The organism is Pedococcus sp. P2_D9 (genome assembly GCF_056404275.1).
The window spans coordinates 18,356-42,331 of record NZ_JBFUEI010000004.1 but is presented as its reverse complement, the minus strand read 5'-3'; the positions used below and the strand labels follow the sequence as shown (position 1 = coordinate 42,331).

General features: G+C 70.9%; 24 protein-coding genes. 12 read left to right on the top strand and 12 right to left on the bottom strand.

Annotated elements, in window-relative coordinates; translation table 11 throughout:
• Positions 1-19: 19 nt before the first annotated feature.
• On the bottom strand, positions 20-670 hold the full coding sequence (locus AC1DXJ_RS07705) for a NeuD/PglB/VioB family sugar acetyltransferase (RefSeq protein WP_477614943.1): 651 nt from the start codon (positions 668-670) through the stop codon (positions 20-22).
• A gap of 132 nt (positions 671-802) precedes the next feature.
• Here AC1DXJ_RS07705 and AC1DXJ_RS07700 point away from each other — a divergent pair, with 132 nt between their 5' ends.
• From AC1DXJ_RS07700 to AC1DXJ_RS07685, 4 genes are read left to right on the top strand one after another with little or no spacing between them, the layout of a single operon-like run.
• Positions 803-1,822 carry a Gfo/Idh/MocA family oxidoreductase gene (locus tag AC1DXJ_RS07700; RefSeq protein ID WP_477614942.1) on the top strand — a complete coding sequence of 340 codons (1,020 nt, stop codon included), beginning with the start codon at positions 803-805 and terminating at the stop codon, positions 1,820-1,822.
• Positions 1,819-2,568: an acylneuraminate cytidylyltransferase family protein gene (locus AC1DXJ_RS07695; protein WP_477614941.1), complete on the top strand. Its 750-nt coding sequence runs from the start codon at positions 1,819-1,821 to the stop codon at positions 2,566-2,568. The genes AC1DXJ_RS07700 and AC1DXJ_RS07695 overlap by 4 nt, the downstream gene beginning before the upstream one ends.
• Positions 2,565-3,332 carry an SDR family NAD(P)-dependent oxidoreductase gene (locus AC1DXJ_RS07690; protein ID WP_477614940.1) on the top strand — a complete coding sequence of 256 codons (768 nt, stop codon included), beginning with the start codon at positions 2,565-2,567 and terminating at the stop codon, positions 3,330-3,332. Before AC1DXJ_RS07695 ends, AC1DXJ_RS07690 begins: the two co-directional genes overlap by 4 nt.
• Positions 3,326-4,636, top strand: a complete 1,311-nt coding sequence (locus tag AC1DXJ_RS07685; RefSeq protein WP_477614939.1) for an acyltransferase family protein — start codon at positions 3,326-3,328, stop codon at positions 4,634-4,636. The genes AC1DXJ_RS07690 and AC1DXJ_RS07685 overlap by 7 nt, the downstream gene beginning before the upstream one ends.
• 10 nt (positions 4,637-4,646) lie before the next feature.
• Here the strand turns inward: AC1DXJ_RS07685 and AC1DXJ_RS07680 are convergent, their stop codons facing one another.
• Positions 4,647-5,708, bottom strand: coding sequence for an LLM class F420-dependent oxidoreductase (locus AC1DXJ_RS07680; RefSeq protein WP_477614938.1), 1,062 nt, complete (start codon positions 5,706-5,708; stop codon positions 4,647-4,649).
• A 115-nt stretch (positions 5,709-5,823) separates the two neighbouring features.
• Here AC1DXJ_RS07680 and AC1DXJ_RS07675 point away from each other — a divergent pair, with 115 nt between their 5' ends.
• Positions 5,824-6,279: a CoA-binding protein gene (locus AC1DXJ_RS07675; protein ID WP_477614937.1), complete on the top strand. Its 456-nt coding sequence runs from the start codon at positions 5,824-5,826 to the stop codon at positions 6,277-6,279.
• Between the two features lie 16 nt (positions 6,280-6,295).
• Here AC1DXJ_RS07675 and purE read toward each other — a convergent pair whose 3' ends face one another.
• Both purE and AC1DXJ_RS07665 read right to left on the bottom strand, forming a co-directional pair.
• Entirely contained in the window at positions 6,296-6,865 is a 570-nt protein-coding gene (purE, locus tag AC1DXJ_RS07670; RefSeq protein ID WP_477614936.1) for a 5-(carboxyamino)imidazole ribonucleotide mutase, read from the bottom strand.
• On the bottom strand, positions 6,862-8,070 hold the full coding sequence (locus AC1DXJ_RS07665) for a 5-(carboxyamino)imidazole ribonucleotide synthase (protein WP_477614935.1): 1,209 nt from the start codon (positions 8,068-8,070) through the stop codon (positions 6,862-6,864). Before AC1DXJ_RS07665 ends, purE begins: the two co-directional genes overlap by 4 nt.
• Before the next feature lie 62 nt (positions 8,071-8,132).
• Between AC1DXJ_RS07665 and AC1DXJ_RS07660 the strand changes: the two genes are divergently transcribed.
• Positions 8,133-8,639 carry a GtrA family protein gene (locus tag AC1DXJ_RS07660; protein ID WP_477614934.1) on the top strand — a complete coding sequence of 169 codons (507 nt, stop codon included), beginning with the start codon at positions 8,133-8,135 and terminating at the stop codon, positions 8,637-8,639.
• Positions 8,640-8,759: 120 nt separating this feature from the next.
• Here AC1DXJ_RS07660 and AC1DXJ_RS07655 read toward each other — a convergent pair whose 3' ends face one another.
• Genes AC1DXJ_RS07655 through AC1DXJ_RS07635 form a run of 5 tightly spaced genes read right to left on the bottom strand, consistent with a single transcriptional unit; the run spans position 8,760 to position 13,189 of the window.
• Complete coding sequence (locus AC1DXJ_RS07655; RefSeq protein WP_477614933.1) at positions 8,760-9,785, bottom strand: sensor histidine kinase; 1,026 nt, start codon at positions 9,783-9,785, stop codon at positions 8,760-8,762.
• Positions 9,786-9,794: 9 nt separating this feature from the next.
• Positions 9,795-10,472 carry a response regulator transcription factor gene (locus AC1DXJ_RS07650; protein ID WP_056922896.1) on the bottom strand — a complete coding sequence of 226 codons (678 nt, stop codon included), beginning with the start codon at positions 10,470-10,472 and terminating at the stop codon, positions 9,795-9,797.
• 30 nt (positions 10,473-10,502) lie between these two features.
• Positions 10,503-11,294, bottom strand: a complete 792-nt coding sequence (locus AC1DXJ_RS07645) for an enoyl-CoA hydratase/isomerase family protein (protein WP_477614932.1) — start codon at positions 11,292-11,294, stop codon at positions 10,503-10,505.
• The gene (locus AC1DXJ_RS07640) at positions 11,291-12,397 is read right to left on the bottom strand and encodes an adenylate/guanylate cyclase domain-containing protein (protein WP_477614931.1); all 1,107 of its coding nucleotides are present in this window, start codon (positions 12,395-12,397) and stop codon (positions 11,291-11,293) included. Before AC1DXJ_RS07640 ends, AC1DXJ_RS07645 begins: the two co-directional genes overlap by 4 nt.
• A 9-nt stretch (positions 12,398-12,406) precedes the next feature.
• On the bottom strand, positions 12,407-13,189 hold the full coding sequence (locus AC1DXJ_RS07635) for a biotin--[acetyl-CoA-carboxylase] ligase (RefSeq protein ID WP_477614930.1): 783 nt from the start codon (positions 13,187-13,189) through the stop codon (positions 12,407-12,409).
• 24 nt (positions 13,190-13,213) lie between these two features.
• On the opposite strand from AC1DXJ_RS07635, the gene AC1DXJ_RS07630 reads away from it, so the two are divergent.
• Positions 13,214-14,878: an acyl-CoA carboxylase subunit beta gene (locus tag AC1DXJ_RS07630; protein WP_477614929.1), complete on the top strand. Its 1,665-nt coding sequence runs from the start codon at positions 13,214-13,216 to the stop codon at positions 14,876-14,878.
• A 34-nt stretch (positions 14,879-14,912) separates the two neighbouring features.
• Entirely contained in the window at positions 14,913-15,152 is a 240-nt protein-coding gene (locus AC1DXJ_RS07625) for an acyl-CoA carboxylase subunit epsilon (RefSeq protein WP_477614928.1), read from the top strand.
• Positions 15,153-15,302: 150 nt separating this feature from the next.
• Here AC1DXJ_RS07625 and AC1DXJ_RS07620 read toward each other — a convergent pair whose 3' ends face one another.
• Entirely contained in the window at positions 15,303-15,989 is a 687-nt protein-coding gene (locus tag AC1DXJ_RS07620; RefSeq protein ID WP_477614927.1) for an MOSC domain-containing protein, read from the bottom strand.
• A gap of 135 nt (positions 15,990-16,124) precedes the next feature.
• Between AC1DXJ_RS07620 and AC1DXJ_RS07615 the strand changes: the two genes are divergently transcribed.
• The 3 genes from AC1DXJ_RS07615 to AC1DXJ_RS07605 all read left to right on the top strand — a co-directional run bounded on the left by AC1DXJ_RS07615 (position 16,125) and on the right by AC1DXJ_RS07605 (position 20,567).
• Positions 16,125-17,840, top strand: a complete 1,716-nt coding sequence (locus AC1DXJ_RS07615) for a DUF885 domain-containing protein (protein WP_477614926.1) — start codon at positions 16,125-16,127, stop codon at positions 17,838-17,840.
• A 104-nt stretch (positions 17,841-17,944) separates the two neighbouring features.
• On the top strand, positions 17,945-19,846 hold the full coding sequence (locus tag AC1DXJ_RS07610) for a Na+/H+ antiporter (RefSeq protein ID WP_477614925.1): 1,902 nt from the start codon (positions 17,945-17,947) through the stop codon (positions 19,844-19,846).
• A 58-nt stretch (positions 19,847-19,904) separates the two neighbouring features.
• A complete protein-coding gene (locus AC1DXJ_RS07605; RefSeq protein WP_477624896.1) occupies positions 19,905-20,567 on the top strand; it encodes a Maf family protein in 663 nt (220 codons plus the stop codon).
• Between the two features lie 10 nt (positions 20,568-20,577).
• On the opposite strand, the gene AC1DXJ_RS07600 is transcribed toward AC1DXJ_RS07605, so the two are convergent.
• Both AC1DXJ_RS07600 and AC1DXJ_RS07595 read right to left on the bottom strand, forming a co-directional pair.
• On the bottom strand, positions 20,578-22,197 hold the full coding sequence (locus AC1DXJ_RS07600; protein ID WP_477615306.1) for an acyl-CoA carboxylase subunit beta: 1,620 nt from the start codon (positions 22,195-22,197) through the stop codon (positions 20,578-20,580).
• Between the two features lie 52 nt (positions 22,198-22,249).
• Entirely contained in the window at positions 22,250-23,431 is a 1,182-nt protein-coding gene (locus AC1DXJ_RS07595; RefSeq protein ID WP_477624895.1) for an acyl-CoA dehydrogenase family protein, read from the bottom strand.
• 123 nt (positions 23,432-23,554) lie between these two features.
• Here AC1DXJ_RS07595 and AC1DXJ_RS07590 point away from each other — a divergent pair, with 123 nt between their 5' ends.
• On the top strand, positions 23,555-23,968 hold the full coding sequence (locus AC1DXJ_RS07590) for a MerR family transcriptional regulator (RefSeq protein ID WP_477614922.1): 414 nt from the start codon (positions 23,555-23,557) through the stop codon (positions 23,966-23,968).
• Positions 23,969-23,976: the final 8 nt, after the last annotated feature.

Here is a 23,976-nt window from a genome sequence, read left to right as displayed (position 1 = left end):
CCTCTCCTCGTGGTCGTGGTCAGCCGGGGCTCAAGCGGTCGGCCGTCGAGCCGAGCTCGACGGCCGGGACGCCGACGACCGTCCGCCCGGCCGCCACATTGTCCCGCACGACGGCACCGGCGCCCACCACCGCACCCGCACCGACGGTGCGGCCAGGCAGGATGCGCGCACCCGAACCGACCATGGCACCGGCTCCGACGCGTGCCGCTCCGAGCAGCACGGCCCCGGGCGCGATGTGGGCAGCATCCCCGATGACGCAGTCGTGCTCGACCACCGCGGCTGTGTTGACGACGACACCGCGGCCGACCCGCGTCAACGGTCCGACGTGCGCATGCTCGTGGATGACGCACGCAATGCCGACCTCGGCATCACGCGCGATCGACGCTGTCAGCGCGAGCACCGGGGGCACGGACACCTCAGCGTGCACCAAGAGCTCGATGAGGGCAGCGCGGGCGGCGTTGGCACCGACTCCCAGCGCGACCCGGTGCCCCTCCTCCAGGGCCATGGCCACGGCGGCGTCGTCATCAGCGAGCACCGGAACCGACCAGGGCGAGCCCTCGAGGTCTCCAGCCACGGCGACCACCAGTCCGCCCGCTCGCTCGATCACGTCGCAGACGCTGCGCGCGTGTCCACCTGCACCCAGCACGATCCATGTCGGAGGGGAGGTCATGGGGAGAAACTACCCGCCCTCCAGCCCCGGGGGGACGACCGGCGCCCCATGGTGCGTGCCGTGCGTGCCGCGACCCGACGTCATGGCACTATGACTGCTCGAGTCGTTGCAGCGAGGCGAGGAGGAGGCCCCATGACCGGCACGGTCGTCGTCAGGGGCTTGGGCTCCATCGGCCGCCGGCACGCCACCGTCCTCCGGGATCTCGGCGCCGACGTCCACGGCTGGCCGGTTCGCCCACGCGTGGGCGACCTGGACGGCACGCCGCTGCTCGACGACGTCCAGGGCGCCGAGATGAGCGGGCAGGCGGACCTGGTGGTCATCGCCACGGACACGGCCAGGCACGTCGACGACGCACTCGCCGCACTCGACGCGGGCGCCGCGCGGGTGCTGCTGGAGAAGCCGGTCGCACCGACGGCCGATGACGCTGGGCGTCTCAGGCAGCATCCGGAGGCTGAGCACCGGGTCTTCGTGGCCGCCCCCCTGCGAGCGCACCTCGGCTTCCTCGAGTTCCGCGACCGTGCCCTCGCCCTGCCTGCCCCGGCCAGCGCGCACGTCTACTCGCAGTCCTGGCTGCCCGACTGGCGGCCGGACCGCGACTACCGCCAGTCCTACTCGGCGCGGGCCGACGAGGGCGGCGTGCTGCGGGACCTGGTGCACGAGATCGACTACGCCGTCTCCGTCTTCGGCCCGCCCGCGGAGGACAGCATCCAGGCCGTCGTCGAGTGGGAAGGACCTCTTGACATCGCCGCCGAGCAGGCAGCGACGGTGCTCTGGCGGACGCCGTCCGCGACGGTGACGCTCCGGCTGGACTACACGACTCGCCCAGCTCGGCGGGGCGCCCTGGTCACCAGCGCCGACGGCAGTGTCGCCTGGGACCCGGTGACCGGTTCGGTGTCGTCCACGGCGCCGGACGGGTCGGTCGACGTGGTCGCCTTTCCCGAAGATCTCGAGCGCAACGGCGTGATGGCCCGGCAGATGCAGGCCGCGCTGGCCCTGGCCCCGACAGCAGACGCTGAGCTGCTCCTGCGCGCAGGGGCGCCCGCAACCCTCGCCGAGGGCGCCCTCGCCGTGCGCATCTGTGACGGCGCCAGAGGGTCGGCCGACCCCATCGAGACGTCGCGTCCCAGCACCCGAGGAGCGGAGTCCCCGTGAGCGCTGCACCCCGAGTCCTGGCCGTCATCCCCGCCAGAGGCGGCTCGCGCGGGCTGCCGGGCAAGAACGTCCGCCCGCTGTGCGGCATACCGCTGGTCGGCCACGCGATCCGCGCTGCCGCGATGACGCCGAGCGTCACCCGCACCATCCTGACGACCGACTCGGAGGAGATCGCCGATGTCGCGAGACGTTTCGGTGGCGACGTCCCCTTCATGCGCCCCGTCGAGCTCGCCGGTGACGACACGCCGATGGCCCCGGTGGTGACCCACGCGCTGGAGTGGGTCGAGAGGGAGGAGGGTCAGCCCTACGACGCCGTGCTGCTGCTCGACCCCACGAGCCCGGCTCGCCTGCCGCAGCAGCTCGACGCGGCCGCTGAGCTGCTCTGGAGCAACCCCGACCTGGACGGCGTGATCTCGGTGTCCGAGCCGACGTTCCAGCCGGAGTGGGTCGGAGTGCGGGAAGTGGGTGCGGAGGGAGCGCTGGAGCGCTACTTCGCCAGCGGCACCGGAGTCGTCCGACGTCAGGACGCCGGACGCTACCTTCGGATCAACGGCAACTTCTACATCTGGCGTGCCGCCTCGGCCCGTGCGCTGGAGCGCTCGTGGTTCGACAGTGGGACCTACGCCGGCATCGAGATCCCTGAGGCCCAGGCCTTCTCGATCGACGACGAGTACGAGTTCCGGCTGATCGAGGCGCTCATCGCCGCCGGGCTGATCACCTTCCCCTGGGTGGAGGAGCACGCATGACCGCCAGCCTCGCTGGACGTACCGCCGTGGTCACCGGTGGGGCCGGCCCTCTCGGCCGCGTCCTCGCGGGCGCGCTCGTGGTTGCCGGAGCAAGAGTGGTCGTCATCGACCGTGCCGGCGTCGACGAGACGGTCGCAGCGCTGGGGGATGGTCATCTCGGCGTCACCGCGGACCTGATGACCGGCGAAGGACTCACGGCCGTGGAGCACTTTGTCACCGAGCTCGGGGCCTGCGACGTCCTGGTGCACAATGCCGCCTTCACGGGAACGTCCGGGATCGCCGGGTATGCCGTGCCGTTCGACGAGCAGACCGACGAGGCCTTCGCGATGGCGACCTGGCTCAACCTCACTGTGCCGTTCTCCCTCACCCGGCGGCTGGCGCCGCTGCTCCGCGCCGGTGGGCACGGCAGCGTCATCACGGTGTCCTCGATCTACGGGCTCGTCGGGCCCAACATGGGTCTCTACGACGGCACCCGGATGGGCAACCCCGCCGCCTACGGCGCCACCAAGGGTGGGCTCGTCCAGCTCACTCGCTACCTCGCGACCGTGCTGGCGCCCGACATCCGCGTCAACGGCTTCGCCCCTGGTGGCATCGAACGCGGGCAGGACCCGCTGTTCCTCGACCGGTACAGCCGGCTCACTCCCCTCGGTCGGATGGCGACGGAGCAGGACTTCGCCGGCGTGGTGACCTGGCTCGCCGGCGACGACTCGGCCTACGTCACCGGTCAGATGGTGGCCGTCGATGGTGGGTGGACCGCGTGGTAGAACCGACCACGACCGTCGCCCACCCACACCTGCAGGCGGCGAGCAAGCACCAGCTCTTCTACTTCGACGCGGTCCGCGGCCTGACCGCACAGATGGTCGTGGTCGGGCACTCCCTCAACCTCTTCCTGCCTGCCGTCTTCATGGTCCAGCGTGCCAACGGCACCTACCGCACCACGCCCGGCATCTTCTACATGCAGAGCCTCGGCGTGCTGCTGTTCTTCGTCCTGTCCGGCTTCCTCGTCAGCCGGTCGGCGCTGACCAAGATGGCCTCACCGGGCTACACCTTCGGCGAGTTCTTCCTCGAGCGGTTCGCGCGGATCTTCGTCCCGTTCGTCCCTGCCGTCCTCCTCGTAGCCGTCGCGGACCGCCTGGTGCTGCAGGGGCGGCGAAACCCGTTCACGACGATCCCCCTCGACGTGTGGACCACCGTCACGAACCTCACGATGCTCTACAACAACCCAGTCATGCGCACGGTCGCCGAAGTCACCGGACTGCCCCTGAGGACCGGCCCGATCGGAACCGCCGACCCGTTCTGGTCGGTGGTCATCGAGTTCTGGATCTACATCACCTTCGGGCTGATCCTGCTCCGACTGGTGCGGGACCGACGAATAGGGGTCGTCGGCGTGCTTGTCCTGCTCTTCTCCGGCGCTGTCGTGGCCCAGACGCTGGTCGCGAGCGAGGGCCTCGTCCTCGCCTGGGTGGTGGGCATGGCATACGCCATCGGAGACCGGTTCGCCTGGTTCACCCACCGCCGGCTCCACCAGGTCCTGGGTGTGGTCGGGCTCTTGGCGACCCCCGTGTGCCTGCATCGCACGCACTGGAACGTCTATGACGAGTTCGTCGCGCTCGCGCTGTCGGTCGGAGTGATGTCCTTCTACTTCGGGTTCGCCCGCCCAGCGCCAGCCACGGACCCGGCCCGCCCGGCCCCAGCCACGGACCCGGCCAACCCGGCGGCAACGGCCGCGAACGCGGCAACGAGGGGTGGGGCCGGTGCAGCCGTGATGCCGGCCGGTCAGTCACGCATCCCCGCGCCCGTGCGCACGATCGTCAAGTACGTGTCGGACTACTCGTACTCGCTCTACCTGGTCCACTTCAGCCTGCTCGTGTACCTGCAGACCGTGCCCAGGGTACGCGCCCACCCCGCTGCGGCGATCGTGTTCGGCTTCGTGGTCGCGAACGTCGTCGCGTTCTGCTTCTGGTTCCTGTTCGAGCGCCACTACCCCTCGGTGCGCAGGGGCCTGCGCCGCACCCGCGTCTGGCAGACACTGTTCCCCGCGCGGCCCACCAGCGCACCCTCCGCCTGAGTCGCCGGCTTCAGCGACGACGCGGCAGGTGCCAGAGGTGGCCGTGCTCCTCACGGTCGAGCAGCTCGGGCATCACGTCGCGCTCGAACATCGCCATGCCCGTGGTGTCGTAGGCCGCCTCGGGGAAGTTGAGGATCGCGTAGGTCAGGCCGAGCTTCTCCAGGGCGCCGAGCTTCTCCACCACCTGCTCGGGGGTGCCGACCGTCGCGGCCTTGCGGTAGTCCGCGAGCAGGTGGTCGACGCGGGCCTCCGGCGTCCCCACCGAGAGGAGCCGCGCCCGCAGCGCGGCGAACCGATCCTCGACCTCGCGCTCGGTGGCGCCGATGAAGACGTTGAGGTTGCCGCTGCGGACGATCTCACCGAAGTCACGGCCCACGTCGTCGCAGTGCCCCTTGAGGATCGCGCTCTTGGCGGCAAAGCCCTCGGGGCTGGGGTCGAAGTTGGTGTAGTCGGCGTACTGGGCGGCGATGCGCAGCGTCTTCTTCTCGCCCCCGCCGGCGATCCACATGGGTATGCCGTTGTGCTTCGACCCCGGGGCCGTCGTGCCCTGGAGCGGCTGCGGGTAGCAGCGGGCGCCGTCGACCTGGAAGTGCTTGCCCTCGAACGTCGCCGTGCCGGTCGTCCACATCTGTCGGAAGATCTGGACGCCCTCGTCGAGAGCCCGCAGGCGCTCACCGGCCCGCGGGAAGCCGTAGCCGTAGGCGCGCCACTCGTGCTCGTACCAGCCCGCCCCGATGCCCATCTCGAGCCGACCCTCGGAGATGATGTCGACCGTGGCGGCCACCTTCGCGAGGTAGGCCGGGTTCCGGTAGGCCATGCATGTGCACATCTGTCCCAGGCGCACCCGTCCCGTGACGGCGGCGAAGGCGGCCATCAGGGTCCAAGCCTCGTGCGTCGCCTCCTCGCTGGGGATCGGGACGGTGTGGAAGTGGTCGAAGACCCAGATCGAGGACCAGTCCTCGTTGGCGTCGGCCCGTCGCGCCAGACCCGCCATCACGCCCCAGTGCTGACTGGGGTCGATCCCGACAAGGTCCATGCGCCAGCCCTGTGGCACGAACAGTCCGAACTTCATGGGGCCGACGTTACTGCCTCCCGCCGGCACTCCCCCTGTCTCTCCCCTGTCCCCCTCCCCTGTCCCGCCTCCCGTCCCCCTCCCCAACGCGTCCTCATCGTGTGATGCTGAAGGCATGAGCTTTCGCCACCAGAACGATCCCGACCTCATCCGCGAGCTCCTCATCGACCCCGGCATCTGGGTCGTGGTCGGCCTGTCGAACAACCAGGAGCGTGAGGCGTTCGGGGTCTCCCGCTGGCTCAAGGTCGAGCTCGGCAAGGGCCTGATCCCGGTGCACCCCAAGGCCGAGACCGTGCACGGCGAACAGGGTTACGCGTCGCTGTCCGACATCCCCGACGGCACCGATATCAAGGTCGTCGACTGCTTCGTCAACTCCGAGCACGTCGGGCCGGTGGTGGACGACGCCATCTCCAACAAGGACCGGCTGTTGATCGACGCCATCTGGATGCAGCTCGGTGTCGTGGACGAGGCCGCTGCGGACCGCGCTCGCGCCGCCGGGATGGACGTCGTGATGGACACCTGCCCGCGCATCGAGTGGCGAGGGGTGCGCTCGGCAGGCATGGCCCGCTAGTGATCAGGCGGGCTCGTCAGGAGCCAGGCGCGCCCTGCCAGGAGCCGCTGCGCCGCTCGCGCAGCGCCGCACCCTTGGCGTGGGCCTGGTCCCGCAGCTCGGCCTGGAAGGCGGTCATCCGCTGACGCAGCCCCGCGGCATACTCCCCCTCGCCGGCGGCGAGGATGCGGGCGGCCAGCAGCCCCGCGTTGCGGGCCCCGCCGATGGACACCGCCGCGACCGGGACCCCTGCGGGCATCTGGACGATCGAGAGCAGCGAGTCCATGCCGTCGAGGTATTTCAGGGGCACGGGCACGCCGATCACGGGCAACGGTGTCACCGATGCGAGCATCCCCGGGAGGTGGGCAGCACCGCCGGCGCCCGCGATGAGCACCCGGAGTCCGCGCCCAGAAGCGTTCTGCCCGTAGGCGATCATCTCCTCGGGCATCCGGTGCGCCGAGACCACGTCGGCCTCGTAGGCGATGCCGAACTCCTGGAGCGCCTGGGCCGCCAGCTCCATGACCGGCCAGTCGCTGTCGCTGCCCATGACCAGCCCGACCAGGGGCGACGCCTCGGTGGTGGCGGGTGGTGCAGTGCTGTCGCTCATTCGGTGATCACTCCTGCGAGGTAGTCGGCCGCGTGGCCGGCCCGCTCGCGCAGCTGCGCCAGGTCGGTGCCGGAGACGTTGACGTGACCGATCTTGCGACCCGGGCGGACGCCCTTGCCGTAGAGGTGCACCTTGAGCCCGGGGTCCCTCGCCATGATGTGGCGATAGGCCGGGTAGAGCTCGGGGTAGTCGCCGCCGAGGACGTTGGCCATCACCGTGTGCGGCTCACGCGGGGTGGGCGCCCCGAGGGGCAGGTCGAGGACCGCGCGCAGGTGCTGCTCGAACTGACCGGTCACGGCGCCGTCCATGGACCAGTGCCCGCTGTTGTGCGGGCGCATGGCCAGCTCGTTGACGACGTATGCCGGGGCACCGGTCCGCGGGTCCCTCACCTCGAACATCTCGACGGCGAACACCCCTGTCACGCCGAGGTTCTCGGCGATGCGCAGCCCGGCTTCGGTGGCCACCGCGGCGAGGGCCGGGTCGAGGCCGGGCGCGGGGGCCAGCACCTCGGTGCAGATGCTGTCGGTCTGGACGGTCTCGACGACCGGCCACGCGGCTGCCTGGTTGGAGGGACTGCGGGCGATGAGCACGGCCAGCTCGCGGACGAAGTCGACCTTCTCCTCCACGAGGATGCCGTCGGCGAGCAGGTCGGCTGTCCCCTCCTGCTGCGCGACCAGGGCCAGCCAGTCGTCGACCTCCGCGGCGGAGTCGATGACCCGCACGCCCTTGCCGTCATATCCACCGCGCGGTGTCTTGGCGACGATCGGCCAGCCCACCCGGGCAGCGAAGGCCTCGACCTCGGCGGCGGTCTTGGCGCCGGCCCACGCCGGGCAGGCGACGCCGATCTCCGTGAGGCGCTCGCGCATCGCCAGCTTGTCCTGGGCGAAACGCAGGGCCTCGGGCGTGGGATGCAGCGGGATGCCCTCTGCGACAAGGGCTTCCAGCACGTTCGGCGGGACGTGCTCGTGGTCGAAGGTGACGACGTCGCACTCCCTGGCGAAGGCCAGGACCGCCTCGACATCCGTGTGGTCACCGACCGGTGAGGATGGGATGACCTGGGCTGCCGCCGCGTCCGGCGCCTCGGCGAGGACGCTGAGGGTGATCGCCAGCTCTGCCGCCGGGGCGGCGCACATCCGCGCCAGCTGCCCGCCGCCGACGATGCCGACGACCGGGAATCCTCCGGGGGCGCGCTGCGGTGACGTCACGCGGCGAGGATATCTGCCACCGTCGCCGACGGGCCGCGGGCATCCGCCGATAGGCTCCTCTGGTGTCCGAGAACCACTCCGTCGTCGCCCGCCTGCGCGGCACGATCGACGTCCTCTACCGCGAGATGATCAAGTTCGGGATCGTCGGAGCAGTGGCCTTCGTCGTGGACCTCGGCCTGTTCAACATCCTGCGCAGCACCGTGCTGTCGGGCTACGGCAACGGGCCGCTCTCCCGCGCGGTCGTGGCCACCGTCATCTCGGCAGCGGTCGCCACGTGCGTCGCCTGGATCGGCAACCGGATGTGGACGTTCCGGCACCGCCGCAACCGGCCCGTGCACCACGAAGCCCTCCTCTTCGCTCTCACCAACGGCGTGGCCCTGCTCATCCAGGCGGCCTGCGTCGGCTTCTCGCACCACTTCCTCGGGCAGGAGAGCCTGGTGGCCGAGAACGTCGCCAAGCTCGTCGGCATCGCGCTCGGCACCCTGTTCCGGTTCTGGGCCTACCGCCGGTTCGTGTTCAGCGAGGAGCCGCTCGAGGACACCTCACCGATGGCCGAGACCCAAGGCTGAGCGCCCCGAACCAGCACCCGGGCCGGGCAGCCTCACCCGACAACGGTCGACTCCACCCCGGAACCGTTTCGGGGTGGAGTCGACCTTTATCGGGTCACCCGATAAAGGCGGGGCGGGCGGTCAGGTGCTGTCGGACTCGCTGAGGAACAGGGCGAAGATCGCCGGCTGGGCCTGGATGAGCTCGAGGCGGCCACCGTTGGACTCAGCCAGGTCGCGCGCGAGCGCCAGCCCGAGGCCCGTGCCGGTCGTGGTCACCGAGCGTTCGAAGATGTGGGGGGCGATCGAGGACGGGACCCCCTCGCCCTGGTCGCTCACCTCGACGACGACGGACGGACCGCTCCGCCGGGCGTGGACGTCGACCGTGCCCCGGCCGTGGGCGAGCGCGTTCTCGAGCAGGGTCGAGAGCACCTGCGACAGGTCGACCGGCTTGGCCTGGACGACCAGCCCTCGCTCACCGTGGACCCGGACGCTGCGTCGAGCCTGTTCGAACGCCGGCTGCCACTCGCGCTGGAGGGCCGCGATGACCGAGTCGAGCGAGACGGTGGCCTTCGACTCGTCGCCGCCCCTGCGGGTGCGGGACATCAGGTCGTCGACCACACGGGTCAGGCGTTCGACCTGGTCGATCGCGATGCTGGCCTCCTCCTGGACGACCTCGAGGTCGTCGGTGGCGGCGATCTCCTCGAGCCGCATCAGCAGCGCGGTCAACGGCGTCCGCAGCTGGTGGGAGGCGTCGGCGGCGAAGTCGCGCTCCGACGCGAGCGACTTGGTCAGCCGCTGCGCGCTCCGCGACAACACCTCCGACACCTGGTCCAGCTCGGCGATGCCGGAGTTGATGGGCTGGATCCGGGACTCACCGGCACCGAGTCGCTCGGCGCGCTCGGCGAGGAGCGTCATCGGCCGCGACATGCGGTGGGCCTGCCGGATCGCGACCAGGACCCCCACACCGAGGGCAGCCACGCCGAGGCCGATGACCACGAGCACCAGCCGCATCGAGGTCGAGGCAGGGGTGCCCTCCTCGAGCCAGGTCGCGACGATGCCCTTGCCGTGGACCGTGGCGTTCCAGATGGCGAACGCCACCGGGGTCATGGTGATCAGGATCGCCAGGGCCACCGCGAGCACGGTCGAGCGGATCAGCTGCTGCCGCATCGTCAGCGGTCAGATCTCGTCGCCGCGCTCGAACCGGAACCCGACCCCACGGACGGTGGCGATGTAGCGCGGCTGTGCAGCGTCGTCGCCGAGCTTCCGGCGGAGCACGGAGATGTGCATGTCGAGGGTCTTGGTCGACCCGAACCAGGCGGTCTCCCAGATCTCGCGCATCAGCTGCTCACGCGAGACGACCTTGCCCTGCTCACGCACCAGCACGCGCAGGAGGTCGAACTCCTTGGCAGTGAGCTGGAGCTCCTCCTCCTTGAACCAAGCCCGCCGACCCTCGGGGTCGATGCGGACGAGCTCGTGGGCGGAGGGGGCGTCGGTGGGGTTGCGGCGCAGCAGCGCCCGCACCCTGGCCAGCAGCTCGGCGAGCCGGAACGGCTTGGTGACGTAGTCGTCGGCGCCGGCGTCGAGGCCCACCACGGTGTCCACCTCGTCGGCGCGGGCGGTGAGGATCAGCACGGGCACGGTGCGCCCCTCGGCACGGATCCGGCGGCACACCTCGAGCCCGTCGACGTACGGCAGCCCGAGGTCGAGCACCACCAGGTCCGGGTTCTCCGCGGAGGCTTCGAGTGCCGCCCGTCCGTCTGCGCGGACGTCCACGTCATACCCCTCACGGCGCAGGGCGCGAGCTAGCGGCTCGGAGATGGCAGGGTCGTCCTCAGCGAGGAGCACACGGGTCATGAGGGTGATGCTATGTAGAAGGGACCCATCTCAGCGACCAGGCCACACGGGACGGCGTTTCTCGTTGAAGGCGGCGACCCCCTCGGCACGGTCCCCGGAGAAGGCCGTTGCCGCCCACATCTCGTCCTCGATGCGCAGTCCGGAGTCCAGGTCGGTGTCGAACCCGCGACGCATGGCGGCCTTGGCGTTGCGCATGCCGACAGGTGAGTGGGACGCGATCATGGTCGCCAGCTCGAGGGCGCGGTCGCGCGCAGTCCCCGCGGCCACCACCTCGTCCACCGCACCCAGGCCGCACGCGTCGTGCGCGGCATACCGCTGGGCGGTGAAGACCATCTGGGCCGCCCGCGACCAACCCACCCGGCGCGTGAGCAGCTGGGTGCCGCCCCCGCCGGGGATCACGCCGACGCTCACCTCGGGCAGGCCCACGACCGCGTCCTCACCACACACGACCAGGTCACAGGAGAGCGCGATCTCGAAGCCGCCCCCCAGCGCGAAGCCGTCCACCGCCGCGATCGCAGGCACGGGAAGGTCCAGGACCCCCCGGTATGCCGCCTGCGCCACCGGCCGCTGGGCGCGCAGGTCGTCGTCGGTGAAGGAGTTGCGCTCCTTGAGGTCCGCGCCGACGCAGAAGGCCCTCGGATGGGTCGAGGACACCACGACCGCCCGAACGCCCGCGTCCTGGGCGAGCTCGGTCGTCGCCCGGGAGAGGGCCTGGGCCATCGCGGTCGAGACGGCGTTCATCGCCTCGGGGCGGTCGAGGACGAGCTCGGCCACGTGGCCACCTTCCCCGTGTCGGTCGATGCGGACCAGCTCTGCGCTCATGAGGACGCCTTTCGGGTGGGGGTGACGGCCTGCGCGGTCGGCTGGCGACCGCCGGCGGCCCGCCGCAGCTCGCTGGGCGTGACCGGTCCGATGCCGCGAAGGGCGCGACGCCGCAGCGCCGTCGTCTCGAACCCCGACAGGGCCGCGAGCGCCGAGGCAAGTGCGTCGTCGACCAGGACTCCCCCACCGGGCGCCACGCTGGTCAGTCGGCTGGCGCGGTTGACCGTCGTGCCGAAGACGTCTCCGAGGCGTGACAGGACCGGTCCGACGGCCATGCCCACCCGCACGTCGGGCAGCAGGTCGTCCTCGGCCATCGTCTCGACCAGGTCGAGCGCCACGGCTGCCGCCGGCGCCGCGTCGATGGTGACGAACAGGATCTCGTCGCCCACGGTCTTGATGACGCGTCCCCCGTGCGCAGTGACGATGTCGGTCGCCAGCGCCTCGAACCGCTGCACCACCACGGCCAGCTGGCGCTCGGTCATCCGCCGGACCAGCGAGGTGAAGTTGACCAGGTCGGCGAACCCGACAACCCGGCGCACACCCTGGGAGGACTGCTGGGGGTCGGCATCGGCCAGCATGCGCGAGATGGCGGCGGTGAGGTGGCGCCGCCAGGCGTAGATGAGCAGGGGCTCGAGCTGGTCGGCCATGTCGGTGAGCTTGCGCGCGGCGGCCTCGGCAGCAGCGAGGTCGGGCACGGCTCGGGCGTCAGCCTCGTCCAGCGCCGCCTCGAGATCGGGATCGGCGAGCGCCTCGGCCATCAGCTGGGTCTGCCAGACGGCGAGACGGTCGGTGGTGCGGGCGAACGCCCGGGTCATCGCCAGGGCCGTCGTCTCGTCGAGCTCCTGCTCGCGCACCAGTCGCGCGGTGGCCACCAGGGCCATCTGGTCGGCCTCGGTGAACATCGCGTCGTCGTCCTCGACGTTCGGGAAGCCCAGCGCGTGCCAGAACTTGCGGGCCGACAGGAGCGACACCTCGGCGCCGCGGGAGACGTCCCGGCGGGCCATGGTGGCCGGCTTGCCGAGCAGCCGCGCCTCGAGGTCGTCCGCGCGCAGCGCCGCGAAGTCCTCCGGGCGCACCACCCGGTGCCGGCCAACCTCGCTCATGCGGTCACCCTAGGGCGTGGTGGAGCGCAGGTGGACCACGTCGCCGGCGGCCACGGCATACTCGCTGCCCGCGCTGCTCACGACGAGTCGGCCCTCGTCGTCCACGCCGAGGGCCCGAGCGCTGCGCACGTCACCGCCCGCCACGTGCAGCTCGACCTCGCGCCCGATCGTCGCGCACGTCTTGCGGTATGCCGCGTGGACGCCGGCGCGCGCCGGCGCGGCGCCACTGAGCTCACCGTGCCACCGGGCGAGGTGGCTGAGCACCGCCACGACGAGGCGCTCCCGGCTCACGTCGGGGGCACCCGCCAGCCGCAACGAGGTGGCCGTGTCGACCGGGAGCTCGTCCCGGTCCTGGTCGACGTTGATGCCCAGGCCGACCACGATCCCGGTGGGCTGGAGCTCGCAGAGGATGCCGCACACCTTGCGGTCGTCGTCCGCGGGCAGCAGCACGTCGTTGGGCCACTTGAGCGCGCTGTCGACCCCGGCGACCTCGCTCAGGGCGTCGCGAACCGCCAGACCGGTGGCGAGCGGCAGCCAGCCGCGACCCTGATCGGGGGCGGGCAGCAGCACCGAGAGCGTGACCGAGGTGTTGGCAGGGGTGTCCCAGGAGCGGCCGAGGCGCCCTCGGCCGGCCTGCTGGTGGTCGGTCACCACCACGCGCCACTGCTGGGCGAGGCGGGCCGCCTCGAGGTTGGTGGAGCCGAGCGCCGGGTGGACGTCGACCCCCGTCCACGGCTGACCCGGCGTGACCAACGCCTCGTGCAATGCCTCACGGTCGAGCGATTCGCGCATGGAGGCAAGGCTAGGCTCGCCGGCATGGCGCAGACCACCGATTCCGTCGCTGATCCGCTCTCGGTCGGCGGCACCGACGTTCCCGCCCCCGACTCGGGGATCGACATCCACTCCACGGCCGGCAAGCTGGCCGACCTCAAGCGGCGTGTCGCCGAGGTCGCGCACGCGGGGTCCGAGCGGGCCGTCGAGAAGCAGCACGCACGGGGCAAGAAGACCGCCCGCGAGCGCCTCGAGCTGCTGCTCGACGAGGGCTCGTTCATCGAGATGGACAAGTACGCCCGACACCGGTCGACCGCCTTCGGCCAGGAGGCCAACCGGCCCTACGGCGACGGCGTGGTCACCGGCTACGGCACGGTGGACGGTCGCACCGTGGCGGTGTTCGCGCAGGACTTCACCGTGTTCGGTGGGTCGCTGGGTGAGGTGTTCGGCGAGAAGATCTGCAAGGTCATGGACTTCGCGATGAAGGTCGGCTGCCCCGTCGTGGGTCTCAACGACTCCGGCGGCGCCCGCATCCAGGAGGGCGTGGTCTCGCTCGGCCTCTACGGCGAGATCTTCCGCCGCAACGTGCACGCGTCCGGGGTGATCCCCCAGATCTCGCTGATCATGGGGCCTTGTGCCGGCGGCGCGGTCTACTCCCCCGCGGTCACCGACTTCACCGTGATGGTCGACCAGACCTCGCACATGTTCATCACCGGCCCCGAGGTCATCAAGACCGTGACCGGCGAGGACGTGTCGTTCGAGGACCTCGGCGGCGCCCGGACCCACAACACCAAGTCCGGTGTCGCGCACTACATGGGCACCGACGAGGAGGACGCGATCGAGTACGTCAAGGCGCTGCTGTCCTACCTGCCGTCGAACAACCTCGAGGAGCCGCCCTCGTTCGCCGACGACGCCGCCGAGCTGCCGTCGCTCGAGGTCACCGACGAGGACCGCGAGCTCGACACGCTCATCCCCGACAGCGCCAACCAGCCCTACGACATGAAGACCGTCATCGAGCACGTCCTCGATGACGGGGAGTTCCTCGAGGTCCAGCCGCTGTTCGCCCCGAACATCCTGGTCGGCTACGGCCGCATCGAGGGGCGCTCGGTCGGGGTCGTCGCCAACCAGCCGATGCAGTTCGCCGGGACGCTCGACATCGACGCCTCCGAGAAGGCCGCCCGGTTCGTGCGCACTTGCGACGCGTTCAACGTGCCGGTGCTGACGTTCGTCGACGTGCCCGGCTTCCTGCCCGGCACCGACCAGGAGTGGGACGGCATCATCCGGCGCGGGGCCAAGCTGATCTACGCCTACGCCGAGGCCACCGTCCCGCTCGTCACGGTGATCACCCGCAAGGCCTACGGCGGCGCCTACGACGTGATGGGGTCCAAGCACCTCGGGGCCGACATCAACCTCGCCTGGCCGACCGCCCAGATCGCCGTGATGGGCGCCCAGGGCGCGGTCAACATCCTCTACCGCAAGCAGCTCGCCGCCGCGGCCGAGGCCGGGGAGAACGTCGACGAGGCGCGGGCCCGGTTCATCGCCGAGTACGAGGACACCCTCGCCAACCCCTACATCGCGGCCGAGCGCGGCTATGTCGACACCGTCATCACGCCGTCGAACACGCGCATGAACGTCACCAAGGCACTGCGGGCGCTGCGCACCAAGCGCGAGACCCTGCCGCCCAAGAAGCACGGAAACATCCCGCTGTGACCCGTTCGAAGGCTCACGGCTGGGGGCCGGGGCGATGAGCGACACCGAGGGGACCTCGGGACGGGCGTCGAGCCTGCCGCCACTGCGGCTGGTCCGCGGCGACGCGACCCCCGAAGAGGTGGCCGCGCTGTTGGCGGTGCTGTCCGCTGCCTCGGGCGGCGCCGAGGCGCCAGCCGCGCGGCATACCTCGCAGTGGTCCTCCCCGGCCCGGGCGGTGCGCCGCCCGCTCACTCCTGGTCGGGGCGCCTGGCGCGCCTCCGCCTGGCCCGGCTGACCGACTTCCCCCACGCGCCCGCGGTGGGCGGACGACCCTGGTCAGCCAGGGCGGACCGGAACCCCACCGTCAATGCGCCTCACACCTCGTCGCGCCGTGACCGTCGACCGGACCGTGGTCGTCGGTCGACGGGCCCGTGCTCGACGCGGGTTACTCGTCCAGCTCGGTGCCGGCGGCCCGGCGGCGCGTGACGGTCTCGCGGAGCTCTGCAGCCTCGACGTCGACGAGGCAGTTGGCCGCAAGCACGCGCTCGGCCGCCTCGAGGTCACCCATGAACGCCCGGAACGTGTCGGGCACCGTGATGTCGTGTTGGGGGCGCGCCACCACCTCGATGGCGTCCCCCTGGCGCACCGTCCCGCCGGTCACGACGGACAGGTAGGCGCCGGTGCGCCCGACGCCACTGAACCGCTTGACCCAGCTGCGCTCGCCCATCCGTGCGGCAAACGTGGCACACGGGATCCGGGGCCCGCAGACCTCGAGCACGACCTCGTTGCCGACCGCCCAGCGCTCACCGACCAGAGCCCCGTCGACGTCGAGACCGCTCGTGGTGAGGTTCTCCCCGAACATGCCGTCGGGCAGGTCCCGTCCCAGCTGCTCCGCCCACCAGTCGAGCTCCTCACGGGCGAAGGCGTAGACAGCCTGGTAGTCGCCCCCGTGGTGCCGGGTGTCGCCGAGGAAGTCCCCCTCGACACCGCTGCCCAGCCCACCGTGCTTGGGTCCCGGGGCACGCAGGTGGGCGGACCCGACCGGCCGCTTGGCTATGCCGGTCACGCCGACGTTCTTGGCGGTGCTGGGTTCGGCGCGTCCGACGTTGAGCGACAGCAGGTGTGCAGCCATGCGCCCAGCCTAGGGACGGTGGCAACGCCGTGTGGCGGTGCAGCCCGGGTATGCCCTGCGGCACGCAGAGGGGCGGGCGCCGCTCCCGGGTTATTGCGGTGCCCGCCGTCAGGACGCTGGGGTACCTTCGCTCGCGTGAGCACAGAGACGACCGCAGCGGCCCGACCCGCCACCGACATCGACCGCATCGCCGACGACTTCCTGGCGAAGTTCGTCGCCCTCAGCCCGATCACCGCGACCTACCTCGGCATCGCCGGTCACGACGAGGAGCTCGACGACTTCTCCCCCGCCGGCCACGAGGCCCACGCCGCCCTGCGCTCCGACACCCTCGCGCGGCTCGACGGAGCAGCCCCCGTCGACGAGATCGACCGGATCACCCTGGCCGCGATGCGCGAGCGACTCGGGCTGGCGGAGGAGACCCACCGGGCCGGGCTCGACGAGATGTCCCTCAACGTCATCGCCTCCCCGCTGCAGGAGGTCCGCGGCTGCTTCGACCTCATGCCCACGGACACCGACGAGGACTGGGGAGTCATCAGCCGACGCCTCCAGCGCGTGCCCGACGCCCTCGCCGGGTGGCAGGAGAGCCTGCTGAGCGCCTCAGCCAAGGGCAACGTCGCGCCGCGTCGCCAGGTCGAGGCCTGCATCCAGCAGTGCGTCGACCTCGTCGCGGACGACGGGTACTTCGCCAAGCTCGTCGAGGACGCCAGGCTCAGCGGCGACGACAGCGGCGCAGGCGAGCTGGCCGAGTCGACCAGGGACGTGCTCGCGACCGCCGCCGAGCGCGCCTCCTCGGCGTATGCCGAGCTCGGCACCTGGCTCAAGGCCCACCTGCTCGACGTCGCACCCGAGGCGGACGCCTGCGGTCCGGAGCGGTACGCGCTGCTCTCCCGCTCGTTCCTCGGCGCCACGGTCGATCTTGCCGAGACCTACGCCTGGGGCCAGCAGGAGGTCGAGCGGATCACCGCGCAGATGGAGCAGGTGGCCCACCAGATCAAACCCGACAGCTCCGTCAAGGAGGCCATCGCCGCCCTCGACGCCGACCCGGCATACCAGCTGCACGGCACCGACGAGCTGAAGGCGTGGATGCAGGAGCGGGCCGACGAGGCCATCGCCAACCTCGCCGCCACCCACTTCGACATCCCCGACCCGGTGCGGACCATCGAGTGCCTCATCGCCCCCACCCAGACGGGCGGCATCTACTACACGGGCCCTTCCGAGGACTTCTCGCGTCCCGGACGCATGTGGTGGTCGGTGCCCAAGGGCGTGACGGAGTTCGGCACCTGGAAGGAGCTCACGACCGTCTACCACGAGGGCGTTCCGGGGCACCACCTCCAGGTGGCGCAGACGGTGTTCCGATCGGAGCTGCTCAACAAGTGGCGCCGCATGTTCGCCTGGACCTCCGGTCACGGTGAGGGCTGGGCGTTGTATGCCGAGCGGCTCATGGACGAGCTCGGCTACATGGACGACCCGGGCAACAAGATGGGGCTGCTCGACAGCCAGTCGCTGCGCGCCGCCCGCGTCGTCATCGACATCGGGGTGCACTGCGGGTTCGACGCCCCGGCCGAGGTCGGCGGGGGTGAGTGGACCTACGACAAGGCCTGGCAGTACCTCACCGACCACGCCAACCAGGGCGAGGCGTGGCTGCGGTTCGAGCTCGACCGCTATCTCGGCTGGCCCGGCCAGGCACCCTCCTACAAGATCGGCGAGCGGCTCTGGATGCAGCTGCGCGACCAGGTCGAGGAGCGTGAGGGAGACCAGTTCTCGCTCAAGGACTTCCACCGCCGCGCGCTCGACATCGGTGGCGTGGGCCTCGACACGCTGCGCGAGGCGGTGCTGGGCGAGCTCGGCTGACGGCCCGAGTGACCCGAGGCGCCTGAGGCGGTCCACCCCCGGCGGTGGACCGCCTTCACCCGCCCACGCCCGGCACGTCTGCGGCTGCCTGCGAGGATGTCCCCGTGGAAACTGCCGGCGCCATCGTCGCCATCATCGCGACCGTCATCGTCGTCGCGGGTTTCGCGCAGAGGTGGCGCGTCGCCGCGCCCCTGGCCTTGCTCGTGGTGGGTGTCGCAGTCAGCTACGTCTCGTTCATCCCCGAGCCGGAGCTGAGCTCCGAGGTCGTCCTGGTCGGCCTGCTGCCGCCCTTGTTGTATGCCGCCGCGATCCGCACCTCGCTCGTGGACTTCCGCGCCAACTGGACACCGATCCTGGGCCTGTCCGTCGGGCTCGTCCTGTTCACCGCGGCGGGCGTGGGCCTGGTCACCTGGAAGCTGCTCGACGTCCCGTTCGCGGTGGCTTTCGGGCTCGGTGCGATCGTCGCGCCCCCCGACGCGGTCGCCGCCACGGCAGTGGCGAGACGGATCGGGCTGCCGAGACGGATCGTGACCATCCTCGAGGGCGAGTCGCTGGTCAACGACGCCACGGCGCTGGTGTCACTGCGTACCGCCATCGCCGCCTTCCCGCTCGCCGCGGGCGCCGTCGCGTCCGGCAAGCACGCCGAGAAGGTGACGATGGGCTCGGTGGCCTTCGACTTCAGCCGCGCGGTCGTGCTCGGGGTGGGCTTCGGGGTGCTCGTGGCGGTCGTGATCGCCTTCGTCCGGCGCAAGGTCACCGAGTCGGCCATCGACACGTCCATCTCGTTCATCGTCCCCTACCTCGCCTACCTGCCCGCTGAGCACTACCACGGCTCCGGAGTGCTGGCCGTGGTCGTCGCGGGCCTGCTGCTGGGGCACAAGTCGCCGATCATCCAGAACGCCTCGTCGCGGCTGAGCGAGCGGATCAACTGGACGACCATCCAGTTCATCCTCGAGAACGTCGTGTTCCTCATGCTCGGCATGCAGATGCGCCGGCTCGTGGAGGACGCCGGCCAGACCGGTCCGGGGTGGGGTCGGGTGATCCTGGTGTGCCTTGCCGTGCTGGCCACGGTGGTGATCCTGCGACCGATCTGGGTCTTCCCCTTCAAGCTCCTCCAAGCCAAGCTCCCGAAGGGCGAGGGCAAGTTCCACCCCAGGGCAGCCGCCGTCATCTCGTGGGCGGGCATGCGCGGGGTGGTGACCCTCGCCGCGGCCTTCACGTTGCCGGAGGGCACTCCCGAGCGCTCCACGCTCGTGTTGGCCGCCATGACCGTCACCGTGGCGACCCTGCTCCTGCAAGGACTCTCGCTGCCCTGGCTCGCCAGGAGCCTCGGCGTGCGCGGCCCCGACCCACGCGAGGACGCCCTGCAGGAGGCGACCATCCTCCAGTCGTCGGTCGCGGCCGGGCTCAAGGCGCTCGAGGAGCACCACGACGTCGACGACGACGTCATCGAGACCCTGCGCCGGCGCGCCGAGAACCGCACGAACATCGTCTGGGAGCGGCTCGGCCAGGGGCGCGCCGACGCGGTCGAGACGCCCAGCGCGACCTACCGCCGGGTGCGGCTCATCATGCTCGGGGCCGAGCGCGCCGAGCTCCTGCGGATCCGCGACGCGGGCACGGTCGACCAGGAGGTGCTGGGTCACGTCTTCGCCCAGCTCGACATCGAGGAGTCGATGCTCGACCGGATCGAGGAACGCTCCGACGAGCTCCGTGAGGACCCGTTGCTGCCCCCGGAGCGCCCCGAGGACGAGTGTCAGCACCTCGCCGACCACCACGACCGGTTCGTGGCGCCGACCAGCCCGCACGGGTGCGAGGAGTGCCTCCGGGACGGCACGACGTGGGTCCACCTGCGGCTGTGCCTCGACTGCGGCCACGTCGGGTGCTGCGACTCCTCACCCCAGAAGCACGCCTCGGCGCACTTCCGAGAGACCGACCACCCCGTGATGCGCAGCTTCGAGCCGGGCGAGTCCTGGCGCTGGTGCTTCGTCGACGACCAGCTCGGCTGAGCGCCGCGGCCACACGCGGGTATGCCGCGTCGGCGCCTCGGGTGGGTAGCCTCGCCTCGTGACGTCCCTCGTGCTCGCCTCCGCCTCCCCCGCCCGCCGTCGACTGCTCGCCGCTGCGGGGCTGGAGCCCAGCGTGGTCGTGAGCTCCGTGGACGAGGCAGCGGTGACCGCAGCGGCCCTCGAGACCTACGGCGAGCTGGTCGCCGAGGACGTCGCGCTGGTTCTGGCGCGCGCCAAGGCCGAGGACGTGGCCGACCAGATCGACGACGCGATCATCGTCGGGTGCGACTCGGTCCTCGACCTCGACGGCGAGATCCACGGCAAGCCCGCGTCAGCGGCGGAGGCCAGGTCGCGGTGGCGCCAGATGCGCGGCCGCTCAGGCGTCCTGCACACCGGCCACTGGGTCGTCGACACCCGCGAGGAGGCCGATGGTGGGACGGGCGCCACGCTCGGGGCCACCGCCTCCACCACGGTCCACTTCGCCAAGCTGACGGACGACGAGATCGAGGCCTACGTCGAGACGGGCGAGCCCCTGCGTGTCGCCGGGGCCTTCACCCTCGACGGGCTCGGCGGGCCCTACGTCACCGGCATCGAAGGCGACCCGAGCAACGTGGTCGGGCTCTCGCTGCCGCTGCTGCGCGAGCTGCTCATGGAGGTCGGACTGGCATGGCACGACCTGCGCAGCACCGCGCACCGGGGCGCCCAGGGCGAGCGCGGCTGACCGCAACCCGTCAGACCGGGGGGATGTCGCGCCGCTTGGTGGCGAAGTGCCGCTCGCGGGCCTTGGCGTAGCGCAGCCGCAGCAGGAGCTCGGCACGCAGGGCGTCGGCCTCGATGATCTGGTCGAGGACCAGGTCGGCGGCGAGCCGCTCGAGGTCGACGTCCTCTTCGTACTCGCGCCGCATGTCCTGCACGAACTGCTCACGCTCGGCCGGGTCGTCGATCGCCGCGATCTTGTTGGCGTAGACGGCGTTGACGGCCGCCTCCGGGCCCATCACGGCGATGCGCGCGGTGGGCAGCGCGATGGTCGCGTCGGGACCGAAGCCGGGACCGCCCATGGCGTAGAGCCCGGCGCCGTAGGCCTTGCGGACGATCACGCAGAACTGCGGGACGGTCGCCGAGGACACCGCGTGCACCATCTTGGCGCCGTGCCGGATGATGCCGCCGCGCTCGACCTCCGACCCGATCATGAAGCCCGGGACGTCGGCGAGGTAGATCAGCGGGATCGAGTAGGCGTCGCACAGCCAGATGAACCGCGCGGCCTTGTCGGCGCTGTCCGTGAAGAGCACCCCACCCTTGACGATGGAGTTGTTGGCGACGATGCCGACGGTCTCCCCCGCCATCCGGCCGAACCCGATGACGAGCTCCGGCGCGAACAGAGGCTTGACCTCGAAGAACGACTCGTCGTCGACGAGGCCGTCGATGACCTCGTGGATGTCGAAGGGCTGGCTCTCGCGCTCGGGCACGGTGTGCCGCGTCAGCGGCGTCGAGGGCTCCTCCGGCGCGTAGGACGGAAGGTCGGAGCGCCAGTTGGCCGGCAGGTAGGAGAAGTACAGCCGCGCCATCTCGATGGCCTCGGTGTCGTCGGCGACCAGCAGGTCACCCACACCGGAGACCGTGCAGTGCATCCGCGCACCACCCATGTCCTCCAGCGAAACCTTCTCTCCCACAACCATTTCCGCCATGCGAGGACTGCCGAGATACATCGAGGCGTTTCCCTCGACCATGATGATCAGGTCGGTGAAGGAGGGAATGTAGGCACCGCCCGCGGCGCTCGGCCCGAACAGGCAGCAGATCTGGGGCACCTTGCCCGACAGTGCGACCTGGTTGTGGAAGATGCGGCCCGCGCCGCGGCGTCCGGGGAACATCTCGACCTGGTCGGTGATGCGGGCGCCCGCGGAGTCGACGAACCAGAAGACGGGCAGCTCCTCGCGCAGCGCCATCTCGGTGGCCCGCACGATCTTCTCGACCGTCCGCGCCCCCCACGACCCGGCCTTGACCGTCGGGTCGTTGGCGATCACGATCGCGGGGCGTCCGTCGACGGTGCCGCGACCCGTGACGACACCGTCGGCCGGCAGGCCCTTCGCCGTCGCGTTGGCGAACCGCGCGTCCTCGACGAAGCTCCCCTCGTCGAACAGCATCGCGATCCGGTCGCGCACGTAGAGCTTGCCCTGCGCGTCCAGCTTGGCCTGCGCCTTCTCGGGCGCCGCCGCAGAGGCCAGGTATGCCGCGGCGAGCCGCTCCCGGACGTCGGTCACCTTCGGGTCGGTGCCGGAGTCGGCTCCGACGGCGAACGGAAGGGCGGGGGTGGACGCCGAGGCGCCTGACGACGAGGTGGAGGTCACCGGCATACCCTCTCGCACTGTCTCGGGGGCTGCTGCGTCTGCGTCGGTTGTCACGGGCTCAGGCGGTCGGCAGGCCGAGGTGGCGGGCGATGACCATGCGTTGCACCTCGGAGGTGCCCTCGCCGATCTCGAGGATCTTGGCGTCGCGGTAGAAGCGGGCGACGGGGTACTCCTCCATGAAGCCGTTGCCGCCGAACACCTGCGTGGCGATGCGGGTCGCGGTGACGGCCGCCTCGGTCGAGTAGAGCTTGCAGATCGCGGCGGCCTGCTTGACCTCCTTGACCGAGCGGCGACCGTGCTCGAGCTCGTCCTTGAGCCAGGCGGCCTTGTAGGTCAGCTGGCGCGACGCCTCGACCATGACGGCGAGGTCGGCGATCTGGAAGGACACGCCCTGGTTGACGCCGATCGGCTTGCCGAACGCCTTGCGGGTCTTGGCGTACTCGGTGGTCTCCTCGAGCATCCGCTGGCTCATGCCGACCGCGAGGGCCGAGATGGCGATGCGGCCGTCGTCGAGGGTCTTGAGGAACTGCTTGAAGCCCTCGCCCTCGTTGCCGAGGAGGTTTCCGGCCGGCACGCGGCAGTTCTCGAAGGTCAGGCCATGGGTGTCGGAGGCGTGCCAGCCGAGCTTGTCGTAGGCCGGTTCGACGGTGAAGCCCTTGGTGCCGGAGGGGATCATGATGGCGCTGAGCTGCGCCGAGCCGTCGTCGTTCGTGCCGGTGCGGGCCGTCACGGTGACCACGGAGGTGATGTCCGTGCCGGAGTTGGTGATGAAGGCCTTCGACCCGTTGACGACCCACTCGTCGCCCTCGCGGACGGCCTTGGTGCGGGTGGCACCGGCGTCGGACCCGGCGTCGGGCTCGGTCAGGCCGAACCCGGCGAGCGCGCGACCCGCCACGAGGTCGGGCAGGAAGCGCTCCTTCTGCTCCTGGCTGCCGTAGGTCAGGATCGGGTTGATGCCCAGGCCGACCCCGGCCGACAGCGTGATGCCGATCGACTGGTCGACCCGGCCGAGCTCCTCGATGGCGACACAGAGCGAGGTGAAGTCACCGTCGTCACCCATCCCGCCGAACTCCTCGGGCACGACGAGGCCGAACAGCCCCAGGTCGCCCATCTTCGGCACGAGGTCGCTCGGGAAGTGGTGGTCCTTGTCCCACTTGGCGATGTGCGGCTCGACCTCTGCCTCGGCGAACTCCCGGACGACCTTGCGGAAGTCCTCGTGCTCCTTGCTCAGCTCGAACATCGATTCTCCTTCGTGGTGCGCGCCCGGGGCGGTGTCGATCGGACACCTGCTCCCGGCCACGCGGCATACCGTGGGTGTGGTGGTGCTTGACGTTGACGTAAACGTAAAGCAATACTCACGGGTATGCCAGCCCCCGCCTCCACCGCCGTCGACGAGCGCGTCCGGGAGACCTGGACGATCCGCGAGATCGCGGACGAGTTCGAGGTCACCCACCGGACGGTGCGGCACTACGAGGACCTGGGCCTGATCACCCCCGAGCGACGGGGCACCGTGCGGATCTACCACCGCCGTGACCGGACCCGCCTCGCGCTGATCCTGCGGGGCAAGCGGCTCGGCTTCCCGCTCGAGGAGATCCGCACGATCATCGATCTCTACGACCGGCCGCGCGGCAAGGCGAGCCAGCTGGAGTACGTGCTGGACCAGATCGACGAGCGTCGCGCCGACCTCGAGCAGCGTCGCCGCGACCTCGAGGACGCCATCACCGAGCTCGGGGAGTTCGAGCGCCGCTGCCGCGCGGACCTCCATCGCCTGGGCTGACGCGAGCA